Here is a 13436-nt window from a genome sequence, read left to right as displayed (position 1 = left end):
ATCCAGCTAGCGCCCGACGAACTGCGGCCCCTGCGGAGGCAGCCTGAAGTCCGAGTTCGGGATCGTCGCCACCGGGATCGGGGCCGGCGGCGGGTAGCCGTAGCCCGACTGCTGGGGCTGTTGCTGGGTGTACGCGGGCTGGGGGTAGCCGTACGTCGGCTGGGTGGGCACTGATGTCGGCTGCTCGGGCGGGAGCGGCATGGACGCCGACGGCTCCTCCATCGGCTCCGACTCGTCCACCGAGATGCCGAAGTCCGTGGCCAGGCCCTTGAGACCGTTGCTGTAGCCCTCGCCCAGCGCGCGGAACTTCCAGCCCTCGCCCCTGCGGTACAGCTCGCCGCAGATCAGGGCCGTCTCGGCACCGGTCTCCGGCTTGATGTCGAAATGGGCCAGGGCCTCGGCGTCGGGCGATGCGGCGTCGTACAGCAGGATGCGCAGGGCCGGTACGTGTTCGAACGGGATGCCGTCCGCCGATGCGACCAGCAGGATTCGGCCGACGTTGGGCTCGACACCGGGGAGATCTGTCTGGATCGTGTCGGTGAGGCCCTCGGCCACCCGCTTCTTGCCGAGCCGCCAGACCTTCCCGGAGGGGTGCCGGGGCTGGTTGTAGAAGACAAAGTCCTCGTCGGAGCGCACACGTCCGTCGGGGCCGAGGAGCAGCGCCGAGGCGTCGACGTCCGGAACCCCCTGCCCGGGCGTCCAGCGCAGCACGGCCCGGACCGTGGTGGCTTCCACGGGGACGTTCGACCCCTTCAGCATCGCGTGCGTCATGCGGTCATCCTGCCCTCTCGGTCCTGGTCACGACAACGCGGGGGGCCTCGCGACCGACACAGGCGGGTTACCTGAAATTCATGCCCTGCGGGAACCCTCGACATGGCTTTGTACGTACTATTACCGGCCACCCTTTACCAATTTCACAGGCTCGGCCCACGCCACGGGGGAGTTCTATGCGTCATTTCGGGCACATCGCACCTGAGGTGCGGCAGCGCCTCTTCCATCAGGAGCCGTGCGAGTTCACCGCCGACTCCCCGGCCCGCGTGCTCTCCGCGGCCCTGGGTGCCACGCTGTACAGCCCGGCCACCCGGCCGCGGCTCGCCGACGACATCGTCAAACAGGCGGGGCTCGGCGTGGTCTCGATGGTGCTGTGCCTGGAGGACTCCATCGGCGACGAGGACGTGGAGGCCGGCGAGGAGAACCTCGTGCGGCAGTTCGCCGACCTGGCCGAGCGGGAGCGGGCGGGCGTGGAGCTGCCGCTGCTGTTCATCCGGGTGCGGGAGCCCGAGCAGATCCCCGACCTGGTGCGACGGCTGGGCGCGAGCGTGTCGCTGCTGTCCGGATTCGTGTTCCCGAAGTTCACCGAGGAGCGCGGCATCCCCTTCCTGCAGGCCCTGGACGGCGCCACGCTGCGCAGCGGCCGCCGGCTGTTCGGCATGCCCGTGCTGGAGACTCCCGAGCTGATGTACCGGGAGACGCGCGTGGACGCCCTGGAGGGCATCGCCCGCGCCGTCGACAAGTACCGCGACAAGGTGCTGGCGCTGCGCCTCGGGGTCACCGACTTCTGCTCGTCCTACGGGCTGCGGCGGGCCCCCGACATGACCGCCTACGACGTGCAGATCATCGCCTCCGTCATCGCCGACGTGGTGAACATGCTGGGCCGGGCCGACGGCACCGGGTTCACGGTGACCGGTCCGGTGTGGGAGTACTTCCGGGTCCCCGAGCGCATGTTCAAGCCGATGCTGCGGACCAGCCCCTTCCTGGAGGAGCAGGCCGTGGAACTGCGCAACCGGCTCATCGAGCACGCCATGGACGGCCTGCTGAGGGAGATCTCCCTCGACCAGGCCAACGGGCTGCTCGGCAAGACCTGCATCCACCCGTCCCACGTCATCCCCGTGCACGCGCTGTCCGTCGTCAGTCACGAGGAGTTCTCCGACGCCCAGGACATCCTGCGGCCGGAACGGGGCGGCGGGGGTGTACTTCGCTCGGCCTACACGAACAAGATGAACGAGGTGAAGCCGCACCGCGCCTGGGCCGAGCGGACCATGCTCCGCGCCGAGGTGTTCGGCGTGGCCAACGAGGACGTCGGCTTCGTGGAGCTGCTCGCCGCCGGGATACCGGGTTGACGGGCGCGACGGGACGACACAGGGATCGTATGAACATCGCAGCGAACAACGGGGTCTGGTCCGGCAGCTGGGTCGCCGAGCGGCTCGGCGTCGAACTCGTGGGCGACGACGGTCTGACGGCCCTCCTCGGCCTCGCCCTGCGCCGCAACCCCAGACGGGCCCACCTCCTGGTCTCCAACGTGCTCGGCAAGCACGTACCGCAGTCGCCGGCGGTGGTGTACGGGCACGGCTTCGCCCTCGGCCGACGGGTGCGGGACCTGCTCGGTGAGGAGGAGGCCGGGCGGGCCGTCGTTCTGGGGTACGCCGAGACGGCCACGGGCCTCGGGCACTCGGTGGCGGACGGGGTCGGCCTCGCCCCCTATCTCCACTCCACCCGCCGCCCGGTCCCCGGGGTGACCCCGGCCGGCGGCTTCGAGGAGTCCCACTCCCACGCCACGTCCCACCTGCTGCTCCCCGAGGACCCGGCCCTGCTCGCCGGCGACGGCCCCCTGGTCCTGGTCGACGACGAGTTCTCCACGGGCAACACGGTCCTGAACACGATCCGCGACCTGCACGCCCGCTATCCGCGGCAGCGGTACGTGGTGGTGGCGCTGGTGGACATGCGGTCACCGCAGGACGCCGGGCGCCTGGTGGATTTCGCCGGTGAGATCGGCGCCAGGGTGGACCTGGTGGCCGCGGCGTCGGGGACCGTGAAGCTGCCCGAGGGTGTGCTGGAAAAGGGCCAGGAGCTGGTGGCGCGGTACGAGGAGAGTGCCGCGAGGGGTGAGCGGGCGGGTGCGGCGCCGTCGGGGCTGAGCGCGCAGTTCCCCGCGCCCCTTGAGGGCGTTGCCCTCACCCACCTGGGGGCGCGGGGCTGTGTTGAATCTGCGGCTACCGCCGCGCGGGCGCGACAAGCCCCCACCGGCCCGCACCCGGGCGACAACCGGACCACCCCCCACCGCAGCCACCTCACCCGCATCGACCTGCACTGGCCCCCCGGCCTCCCCGACGGCGGACGGCACGGCTTCACCCCGGCCCACCGCATACGCCTCGAAACGGCCCTCCCCCTGATAGCCGCGCGGGTCGCCGAAGCGCTCCCCGCCGACGCCCGCCGCGTGCTCACGCTCGGCTTCGAGGAGCTGATGTACGCCCCCCTCAGGGTCGCCCGCGAGCTGGAGGCCCTGGTCACCGCGGAGGTGCGGTACTCGACCACCACCCGCTCACCCGTCCTGGCCGTCGACGACCCCGGCTACGCCATCCGCAGCCGCCTCGTCTTCCCGGCCCACGACAACCCCGCCGACGGCCCCGGCGAGCGCTACGCGTACAACGTCGCGGGCGCCGGCTTCGACGCCGTCGTCCTGTTCGTCGACTCGGCCGGCGACACCCCCGAACTGCACGCCCCGGACGGCCTCCTCGACCGGCTCGGCGCGCATGCCCCGCACGTCCTGCTCGCGGTTGTACCGTCGTACGTCCCCCCGCTACCCGAAGTGAGCCCCGCCATGCTGCCCGAGCCCCTCCGCGGCCCCGCCTTCTCCTCGTACCCGGCGGAGGACGTCGGCTGGCTGCTCCAGGACCTCTCGGACGTCACGCTGGAGGCGCCGACCGAGGAGCGCGAGGAGGCGATCCAGAGCGGCGGCGCGCACTACGCCGAGTCGCTGCCGGTGGAGTACCAGCCGAGCGAGCGGTACCAGGCCCTCTTCCACACGGCTCTGGAGGCCTCCGCGACGCGGCTCGCGCAGGCCGTCGGGGTCGTCACCGAGACCGTGCTGGCCGAGCGGTCGCCGCGGCCGGTGCTGGTGTCGCTGGCGCGGGCCGGCACCCCGGTGGGCGTCCTGATGCGCCGCTGGGCGCAGTTCCGCTACGGCCTCGACCTGCCGCACTACGCGGTGTCGATCGTGCGCGGCCGCGGCATCGACGCCAACGCGCTGCGCTGGCTGGCCGCGCACCACGACCCGCGGGACGTGGTGTTCGTGGACGGGTGGACGGGCAAGGGCGCCATCACCCGGGAACTGGCCGACGCGGTCGAGGAGTTCGAGGAGCGGGCGGGCGTCTCCGGGTTCGACCCGGAGATCGCGGTGCTCGCGGACCCCGGGTCGTGCGTGCGGACGTACGGCACCCGGGAGGACTTCCTGATCCCCTCCGCCTGCCTCAACTCGACCGTCTCCGGGCTGATCTCGCGGACCGTGCTGCGCGCCGACCTGGTGGGCCCCGACGACTTCCACGGCGCGAAGTTCTACCGCGAGCTGGCCGGGGCCGACGTGTCGGTGGCCTTCCTGGACGCGGTCGCGGCGCGGTTCACCGAGGTGGTCGACCCCGTGGACGCGGCCGTGAAGGAGCTGGCGGTCGCCGACCGCACGCCGACCTGGGAGGGCTGGGCGGCCGTGGAGCGGATCAGCGAGGAGTACGGCATCCACGACGTGAACCTGGTCAAGCCGGGCGTCGGCGAGACCACCCGGGTGCTGCTGCGCCGGGTGCCCTGGAAGATCCTGGCGCGGGCCGGGGCGGGCCCCGACCTCGACCATGTGCGGCTGCTTGCGGAGCAGAGAGGGGTACCGGTGGAGGAGGTCGGCGAGCTGCCGTACACCTGCGTGGGGCTGATCCACCCGAAGTACACGCGCGGGGCGACCGGCGCCGACGGCCGGGCGGTGAACGTCTGATGGCGGTGCTCGTCGCGAGCGACCTCGACCGCACGCTCATCTACTCCGCGGGTGCCCTGGCGCTGACCATGCCGGACGCGCGGGCGCCCCGGCTGCTCTGCGTCGAGGTGCACGAGAGCAGGCCGCTGTCGTACATGACGGAGACGTCCGCGCAGCTGCTGACCGAGCTGGGGGACGCGGCCGTCTTCGTGCCGACCACGACGCGGACCCGTAAGCAGTACGAGCGGATCAACCTGCCGGGGCCCGCGCCGCAGTACGCCATCTGCGCCAACGGCGGGCATCTGCTGGTCGACGGGGTGTCCGACGCGGACTGGCACGGACGGGTGCTGGCGCGGCTGGCCGACGAGTGCGCCCCGCTGGACGAGGTGCGGGCCTATCTGGCGGAGCACGCCGATCCGGTGTGGCTGCGCAAGCACCGGGTCGCCGAGGACCTGTTCGCCTACCTGGTCGTCGAGCGGGAGCTGCTGCCCGAGGAGTGGGTGAAGTGCCTCGCGGTGTGGGCGGAGAACCGCGGCTGGACGGTGTCGCTGCAGGGCCGGAAGATCTACGCCGTGCCGAAGCCGCTGACGAAGAGCGCGGCCATGCGGGAGGTCGCGCGCCGGACCGGGGCCGAGCTGACGGTGGCCGCCGGGGACTCGCTGCTCGACGCCGACCTCCTGCTGGCCGCGGACCGCGGCTGGCGGCCGGGGCACGGGGAGTTGGCCGACGCCGGGTGGACCGGGCCGGCCATCGCCGCGCTGCCCGAGCGAGGGGTGCTCGCCGGTGAGCGAATCCTGCGCGAATTCCTGAAGACGGTCCGGCAGGGGAGTTAGCCGCAGCAGCCGCCGCCGCAACAACCGCCACCGGAGGCGGCGGGGGCGCCGGAGCGGGGGGCGGGCGCGGACGCCGAGCCGCCCACCGCCACCGTCGACAAGAGCTTTACCGTGTCTTGATGCCCTTCCGGGCATGCTGCCGGAGCCGATGACTCGGCCATGGGGCGGGACAGTTCGAATGTGTCGCCGCAGGTGCGGCAGCGGTACTCGTAGCGGGGCATGAGGGACAGGCTAGCGGCAGTGATGCGAGAGTGATGGGCATCACTTCACCTCAGAATTTCATGAGTGTTCCTTTCTGTCCGATACTTGTGCGGAGATTTTGAAAAGATCGCTGATAATTTGAGCTGGCCGCGAGGAGCCGAAAGACCGGGGGAAGAGGGGGGCTCGTAGCGCCGCGCCCACCGCGGCCCTGCCCCCCCGTCGTGTCCGACCACGCGCGCAAGACCGAGTGCGAGGGGAGACGCAGTCGTGACGGACGCATCGGAGCGGACGGGCGACCCGGAGGGCGGCCGTGACCAGGCCCGATCCCGGGATCGGAAGCCGTTCGAGCCGGACGCGACCCTGCATCTGAACGTCGACGGCCTGCGCGCGGAGCATGCTCTGTGGCAGAAGGGCGACGACGCTCAGCGTGCGCAGGAGGCCGCGCGGCGCAAGGCGGAGGCTCTGTGGAAGGAGCTGCACGCCCTGCGGGCCGCCGAGACCGACGCCGCGCAGACGGGGGAGAAAGAGGGTGCGCGCCGCGGCGCGGGCGACACCCCGGCGTCTCGTGAGGGGGCGCGGGGGAAGAAGCAGGATCTGCCGGTGCACGACGAGACCCTGCACTTGAACGTGGGCGCCCTGCGCGCGGACGTCACGATGCAGATCCGGGTGCCCGAACAGCGCCGGCCGGAGCCGGAGTCGGCGGCCTCGGGCGGCCGTGCCGAGCGGCGGCGCAGCGCGCGGCCCTCCACGCGTGAGCGTGTCGTCGGCGTCCGGGAGCGGGTCGGGGCTCTCGTGGGGCCCCGCATCGAGCCCCTGCTGCCGTACGCGCGGAAGCTGCGGCCGATGTACCCGCGCCCCGGCCGGACCGGCTGGCGGCGCTGGGTGCCGTCCTGGCGGCAGTGGCTGGGGGCCTGGCTGGGGAGCATCGGGCTGACCGGGCTGTTCCTCGTGGTGGCCTACGCGGCGACGGACATCCCCAGCAACCTCAACACGTACGCCACCCAGCAGGACAACGTCTACTTCTGGTCCGACGGGACGCCGATGGCCCGGACCGGCTGGGTGCAGCGGCAGGACATGCCGCTCAAGGACATACCCGTGGACGTGCGCTGGGCGGTGCTCGCGGCCGAGAACGAGAGTTTCTACACCGACCCCGGTATATCGGTCAAAGGCATAGCCCGGGCCCTCTATCGCACGGTCGGCGAAGGGGACACCGAGGGCGGCTCGACCATTACCCAGCAATACGTGAAAAACGTCTATCTCACGCAGAACCAGACGGTAAGCCGTAAATTCACCGAGGCGATGATCTCCCTCAAGCTCGACAACAAGATGAGCAAGGACCAGATCCTCGAGGGCTACCTCAACACCAGCTGGTTCGGCCGGGGGACGTACGGCATCCAGCGCGCCGCCCAGGCCTACTACGGCAAGGACGTCGGCCAGCTGAACGCCAGCCAGGCCGCCATGCTCGCCTCCCTGCTCAAGGGCGCCGGGCTCTACGACCCGACGCTCAGCAAGGCCAACCACAAGCGGGCGGTCGAACGCTGGTCCTGGATCCTGGACCGGATGGTCAAGATCGGCAAGCTGTCGCCGGCCGAGCGGGCCAAGTACACGAAGTTCCCCGAACCGATCGCGACCAACAAGGTGTACGACACCGGCAGTCAGAGCGACTACCTCGTGGAACTGGCCCAGCAGTACGCCAAGAAATCCGCCCACATCTCGGACAAACAGTTCGACCTGGGCGGATACCAGATCTACACCACCTTCGACCGGAAGAAGGAAGGCACCCTCACCAAGGCCGTCACCAAGGCCCGCAAGGACGCCAAGGCGAGCGACCCCAAGAACGCCGCGGCCGCTCACTACGGCGCCGCCTCGGTCGCCACCGACGGACGGATCGTCGCCGTGTACGGCGGACCCGACCACCGGACCCAGGGCTACAACGAGTCCAACGCCACCACCGTCCCGGCCGGCAGCGCCTTCCTGCCGTTCGTCTACGCGGCCGGGCTCCAGAACGGCATCCACAAGGAACGCGGCGGGGCCGCCACCGACGTCCTGCCCGAGACGCTCTACGACGGCGACGACAAGGTCACGGTCACCACACCCGACGGACCGTACTGGGACCGCAGCGGCAAGAAGGTCTACGCCAAGAACGACGACGACAAGTCCTACGGGCCGATCAGCCTGGCCAACGCCCTCGCCCAGTCGGTGAACACCCCCTTCATGCAACTCGGCGTGGACACCGGACTCGACAAGGTGCGCTCCACCGCGGTGGCCTCCGGACTGCTCTCCGAGAGCATGGGACCCCAGGTGCCCGCGCTCTCCATGGGCAGCTCCACACCGAGCGCGATCCGGATGGCGAGCGGATACGCCACCTTCGCCGCCGGCGGCGACCACACGGAGCCGTACTCGGTCTCCAAGATCACCCGCAACGGCCACCGGGTCGTCATGGACACCTCCCGGCCGACCCGCGCGGTCCGCGACGACGTGGCCGAGGACGTCGAACAGGCACTCACCGAATCGTTCCGCCTCGCCCATCCGACCCCCGCGCTCACCAACGCGGCGGCCGGGAAGGCCGGCAGCACCTACGCCGACGGCAAGGACACCGCCGCCTGGTACACCGGCACGCTCTCGAAAGTGACGACGTCGGTCGTCGTCTACCGCATCGACCTGAACAAGTCCCTGGAGCCGCTCCCGCTCAAGGGAATCGCCGGATCCGGCACCGACAACGTCCCTTACACGGTCTGGGCACAGGCCATGGGCCTCGACTGACCCCCGAGGCCCCGACGCTCCCCACGCCACCCACCCGCAGAATGAGCCGAGCATGAAGCCCCGCACGAAGCCGACAACCGGCGGCCACCGCCGCAAGGCGCCCGCCCGTGACCGCCGTCCCGCCCGCCCGGAGGTCATGACCCTGGCCGCCTTCCTGGTCGTGGCCTCCCTCGTCGCGGGCTATCTGGTGCTCACCAGACAGGACGACACCGCGCCCACCGCCGCCGGGACCACCAAGGCCTCCCCGTCCGCGTCGGCCTCGCCGAAGTGGGACGGCAAGACCAAGATCCTCGGCGACGGCTCGACGTCGTACACCGGGCCGCAGAAGGACCAGTTGAAGCCCGTGAAGCTCAAGCCGGGCGAGAAGCCACCCCAGTTCGTGGTCTTCTCCTGGGACGGTGCGCTGGAGGGCTCCGACCATCTCTTCTCGCACTACCGGGAGCTGGCCAAGGAGTACAACGCCCACATGACCTTCTTCCTCACCGGCATCTACCTGCTGCCCAAGAGCAAGAAGAGCCTCTACACCGGCCCGATGCACCAGCCCGGCGACGCCGCCATCGACTACGCCACCGACGAGCACATCCGCACCACCCTGGAACAGCTCCGCGAGGCCTACAACGACGGCAACGAGATCGGCACCCACTTCAACGGCCACTTCTGCGAGGCCAAGGGCGGCGGCGAGTGGAGCGTCGCGCAGTGGAAGAGCGAGATCGACCAGTTCTACAAGTTCGCCGAGAACTGGAAGACCAACACCGGCTTCAAGGACATCCCCGCCCTGCCCTTCGACTTCAAGCAGGAGGTCGTCGGCGGCCGCGCCCCCTGCCTGGAAGGCCAGCCCAACCTGCTGAAGGCCCTGCAGAAGTACGGCTACAACTGGAAGTACGACGCCAGCTCCCCGGGCGACCTCCAGATATGGCCCTCCAAGAAGGACGGCCTCTGGAACTTCCCCCTCCAGATGGTGCCGTACGGCGACAAGATCCAGTCCCTCTCGATGGACTTCAACTTCCTCTACAACCAGTCCAACGGCGAGACCGACGGCGACCCGTCCCAGTACGCCACCTGGGAGCAGCAGACCGTCGACGCCTACATGAACGGCTTCAACCGCGTCTACTACGGCAGCCGCGCCCCCCTGTTCATCGGCAACCACTTCGAGGACTGGAACGGCGGCATCTACATGAAGGCCATCGACCAGATCATCCCGAAGATATGCACCAAGAAGGGCGTCAAGTGCGTCTCCTTCAAGGAACTCGCCGACTGGATGGACGCCCAGGACCCGGCCACCCTCGCCCGGCTGCGCAGCCTGGACCCCGCCCAGGCCCCGTCGGACTGGTCGAGCATCGTGAAGTGAGTGCCGTGAAGTGGGCACCGTGAAGCGAGCGCCGTACCAACTCCTCGACGGCGGTTCAATTCGACGCGGCAGCAAGCGGATTCCAATCGTGCAACCCCCTTCACAGGAGTCACACACGCCGTGCGAAGATGCCGTCGCCCGGTAGAGGTGTACCGGCGTAGAGGGGAACATCATTGAAATCCAGAAAACTGAGCCGTAAGCGCAGCCGTGCGGCCATAGTCACGGCGGCGGCCGCCTCGGTCGTCGCCGGCGTCGCCCTCGTGCCCAACTGGAGCGCGGGCGCGGCCGTCGTCGACGACCCGACCGTGGACGCCGCGACCAAGGCGACCTTCCAGAAGCTGGCCGACGCGGTCTTCACCGACCGCACCCAGGCCCTCGTGCAGGGTGCCTCGCAGAAGCAGCAGACGTCCCGCTTCTCCGGCGACGTCCGCCTCTCCAGCACCCAGTCGCGCGACGAGGACGCAGCGCTGACCCAGCTGCGCGGCCGCCAGAACAGCATCGCCAAGGCCGGCGAGAAGTACAGCGCCGGCAGCACCCAGGTCACGCTCGACGCGACCCGCGTGACCGGCCGCACCGCCAAGGCCGACGTCACCGAGACCACGACGCTGACCTACACCAAGGCCGCCTCCGGCACGCCGAAGACCACCGGCTTCCAGGCCCACCACGAGCTGACCTTCAAGGCCGACCGGCAGGGCACCTGGCAGCTGACGAACATCCAGGACACCGACGACGGCGGCCTCGCCGTCAACACGCTGTCCAAGCCCTCGGTCAAGGCGCCCGCCACCGGCGACGACGGCAACACCACGCCGGACGCCCCGCGCGCGGCCACCACGCGCAACCCGGTGGCCGTGCCGAAGACGCTCACCGGCGGCACGTACGACTACAAGGCGATGGCCACCTACGCCGAGACGTACTGGAGCAACTACAACACCGCCTACCCGAACTTCAACGGGCACGCGGACGGCGGCGACTGCACCAACTTCGTCAGCCAGTCACTCAAGGCCGGCGGCTGGAAGCACGTCCCGGGCTACGTCTACGACTACACGAAGTGGTTCGGCACCGCCGACATCCAGTCCGACTCGTTCGTCGGCGTCAACGAGTGGTCCTGGTTCGCCCAGAACTCCAAGCGGACCACCCCGCTCGCCAACGTCTACCAGGCGGAGGTCGGCGACGTCATCCAGATGGACTTCGACCGGGACGGGTCGAAGGACCACACGATGATCGTCACGTACAAGGCCAACGGCATCCCGTATGTGACATACCACTCCAACAACACCTACCGCAGGTCGCTGGCGAGCCTCATCGCGTCGTACCCGAACGCGTACTACTACGCCTACCGCACCTGAGCCTCCGGCTCGGCCCGCTGCTCCGCCTCGGGGTGGCGGGCCCGCCAGTACGGGTTGTCATGCGGCAGGTTCGTACTGACCCGGCCGTACATCCCGAACACCATCAGCACGAGACCCACCACGAAACTGAACAGCACGTTCTGGATCTTGAAGGCAAGGAAGTCCGAGTCCGTGTCGAGCAGGCCCAGGAACAGGAAGCCGTTCAGGATGAACAGCACACCCAGCACCATGTTCAGCGTGGACGCGAAGTTCCCGCCGATCACCATCCCGGCGAACAGCAGCAGCCCGACACAGATCGACAGCACGCTCAGCGCACCGTTGGTGTTCAGGCCGATCGCGCTGTTCCCGCCCGTGTCGAAGAAACCGATGTTGTTGGTCAGCCCGAGGATCCCGAACGCCAGCAGGAACAGGCCCATCAGGCCCGCCCCGATCCGGTAGACCCTGTTCAGGCGGTGGTCGACGGGCAGTGCCTCGTCGAAGACGATCCGCCGCCGCGAGGTCCCCGACGTCCCCGAGTGCGCTGCGTGTGAGGCCATCTCCGCCTCCCCATCTGGACTGCGGGCCTGGATTACGGACCGCCCTCCCAATATCCGCCCGCACCGGGAGGACGGCAACGGCTCACAGGCACACACGCACGCAGGCTCACAGACGCACGCAGGCTCACGGGTGACCGGTGCCCCGGTCCTCCCGGATCTGCGCCACCGCCCGCGCGACCGACTGCCGCACCGCCTCCGTCTCCGTCAGGAAGTGCCAGTAGTCGGGATGCCGCCCCTCCAGCGTCCTGACCGCCCGGTCCAGCCGCGCCACCGCGTCGTCCAGCAGCCGCGCGTGCCGCGGATCCGGACTGGTCCGCCCCGCCATCGCCAGCCGCTGCGCGTCCCGGATCGCGAACCGCGTCCGATCGATCTCCGCCTGCGGATCCTTCTGCACCGCGTTGAGCCTGCCCAGCCGGTCACCGGCCGCCGACACCGCCTCGTCCGTACTGTTGAGCAGCGCCCGTACCGTGGACAGCAGCGAGGTGGCGTCCGCCCACTTCTGCGCGTCCCGCGCGGCCTGCGCCTCCCGCAGCTTCACCTCGGCCTGCCGGACGTTCTCCACGGCCTGCTGCGGCACCTGCTGCAGATCCTGCCAGCACGCCGCCGAGAACCGCCGCCGCAGCTCGCTCAGCACCGGGTCCACCTGCCCGGCCCGGGTGGTCAGCGCCTGCGCCCGGGTCCGCAGGCTCACCAGCCGGTGATCGATCTCCGCGGCCTTCTCCGGCAACCGCTCCGCCTCGACCCGGATCGCCTCGGCCTCCCGCTGCACCCGCCCGGCCCGCTCCAGCGTCGCCTGCACACCGTGCTGCCCCGCACCCTGGTTGAGCCGGGTCAGCTCGGGCGACAGCGCGGCCAGCCGGGCCGCCAGCTCATCCGCCCTGATCTGCGTCTTCCGCACGGCATCGAGCGCGTTGCTGGCCGCCAGCAGCGCCTGCCGGGCCCGCTCCACGGCGGGCGCCAGCCGCGCCAACTGAGTCTCGGCCTTCCCGAGCAACGGCCCCAGCGACTCCCCGAACCGGTCCAGCTCCCCCTTCACCCGGACCAGCTCGTCCTTCGCCCCGGAGATCTGCCCACGCGCCCGCGCCGCGACCCCGGCCTCCAGATCGTCCCGGTCCAGGTCGTAGGCGTCGATGGCCTCGATGTACCGGTTGCTCACCTCGTCGATCCGCCGCCCCAGCGCCTCGAAGTCCGAGACGGCACGACGGGCCGCCGGCGAGTCGTCGACGGCGGAGATGGTCTCTATGGAGATCCGCAGATCCCGCTGGGCGGTGTCCAGCTCGTAGAACGCGGCGGCCGCGGCGTCCTTGGCCGCCTGCGCCTCCGCCCGCTGACTCTCCGCCCGCCCCCCGAACCACCGCCGGGTCCCGCCACCGGCGAACGCCCCCGGCACCACCAGCACGGCCAGCAACGGCAGGCTCACCAGCCCGAGAACATCCCGAAGCGGCGTACGCCGGGCCCGTACGGGAGGCGAGTACGACCGATCGGATACCGCCGAAGTCGCCGATGTCCCCGTCACTGCTCCCTCTCCCGTACCGCGGTGCGCCCTGTGTCCTGGCGGTTGCTGCAATTCTCCCACTGGTGAAAGACGAACACACGGGCCGGTCAGTTCGCGGTGAGGACGATCAACCGGGGATGGTCCGGGAGCACCGGGGCGGCGAGGCCACGCACGGCCGG

10 protein-coding genes are annotated in these 13436 nt (G+C 70.2%); 6 read left to right on the top strand and 4 right to left on the bottom strand.

Translation table 11 applies throughout. The annotated features are described in order from the left end of the window. Positions 1-6 precede the first annotated feature (6 nt). A complete protein-coding gene (locus ABZ887_RS30735; protein WP_361296138.1) occupies positions 7-771 on the bottom strand; it encodes a TerD family protein in 765 nt (254 codons plus the stop codon). Between the two features lie 176 nt (positions 772-947). Between ABZ887_RS30735 and ABZ887_RS30730 the strand changes: the two genes are divergently transcribed. Genes ABZ887_RS30730 through ABZ887_RS30720 form a run of 3 tightly spaced genes read left to right on the top strand, consistent with a single transcriptional unit; the run spans position 948 to position 5568 of the window. Further along, positions 948-2120 (top strand): HpcH/HpaI aldolase/citrate lyase family protein, encoded by a 1173-nt coding sequence (locus ABZ887_RS30730; protein WP_361296135.1) that lies wholly within the window; start codon positions 948-950, stop codon positions 2118-2120. 29 nt (positions 2121-2149) lie between these two features. Then, a complete protein-coding gene (locus ABZ887_RS30725; protein WP_361296132.1) occupies positions 2150-4756 on the top strand; it encodes a phosphoribosyltransferase in 2607 nt (868 codons plus the stop codon). Continuing rightward, positions 4756-5568 (top strand): HAD family hydrolase, encoded by an 813-nt coding sequence (locus tag ABZ887_RS30720; RefSeq protein ID WP_361296129.1) that lies wholly within the window; start codon positions 4756-4758, stop codon positions 5566-5568. The genes ABZ887_RS30725 and ABZ887_RS30720 overlap by 1 nt, the downstream gene beginning before the upstream one ends. Here the strand turns inward: ABZ887_RS30720 and ABZ887_RS30715 are convergent. Next, positions 5565-5789, bottom strand: a complete 225-nt coding sequence (locus ABZ887_RS30715) for a zinc ribbon domain-containing protein (protein ID WP_361296126.1) — start codon at positions 5787-5789, stop codon at positions 5565-5567. The two genes, ABZ887_RS30720 and ABZ887_RS30715, sit on opposite strands and share 4 nt — an antisense overlap. 634 nt (positions 5790-6423) lie before the next feature. Between ABZ887_RS30715 and ABZ887_RS30710 the strand changes: the two genes are divergently transcribed. The 3 genes from ABZ887_RS30710 (at position 6424) to ABZ887_RS30700 (ending at position 11226) form a co-directional block, all read left to right on the top strand. Next, positions 6424-8532 (top strand): transglycosylase domain-containing protein, encoded by a 2109-nt coding sequence (locus ABZ887_RS30710; protein ID WP_361296339.1) that lies wholly within the window; start codon positions 6424-6426, stop codon positions 8530-8532. 52 nt (positions 8533-8584) lie between these two features. Beyond that, positions 8585-9880, top strand: coding sequence for a hypothetical protein (locus ABZ887_RS30705; protein WP_361296123.1), 1296 nt, complete (start codon positions 8585-8587; stop codon positions 9878-9880). A 173-nt stretch (positions 9881-10053) separates the two neighbouring features. Next, positions 10054-11226 (top strand): amidase domain-containing protein, encoded by a 1173-nt coding sequence (locus tag ABZ887_RS30700; RefSeq protein WP_361296120.1) that lies wholly within the window; start codon positions 10054-10056, stop codon positions 11224-11226. Here ABZ887_RS30700 and ABZ887_RS30695 read toward each other — a convergent pair. Both ABZ887_RS30695 and ABZ887_RS30690 read right to left on the bottom strand, forming a co-directional pair. Continuing rightward, positions 11214-11762, bottom strand: a complete 549-nt coding sequence (locus tag ABZ887_RS30695) for a DUF4383 domain-containing protein (RefSeq protein ID WP_361296117.1) — start codon at positions 11760-11762, stop codon at positions 11214-11216. The two genes, ABZ887_RS30700 and ABZ887_RS30695, sit on opposite strands and share 13 nt — an antisense overlap. A gap of 124 nt (positions 11763-11886) precedes the next feature. Next, positions 11887-13278, bottom strand: coding sequence for a hypothetical protein (locus ABZ887_RS30690; protein WP_361296114.1), 1392 nt, complete (start codon positions 13276-13278; stop codon positions 11887-11889). Positions 13279-13436: the final 158 nt, after the last annotated feature.

Source organism: Streptomyces sp. NPDC047061 (assembly GCF_040643955.1).
In the GTDB taxonomy this organism is placed as follows: Bacteria; Actinomycetota; Actinomycetes; order Streptomycetales; family Streptomycetaceae; genus Streptomyces.
Note: the sequence above shows the minus strand (reverse complement) of the source record. Positions and strands in the feature narration are given on the sequence as shown.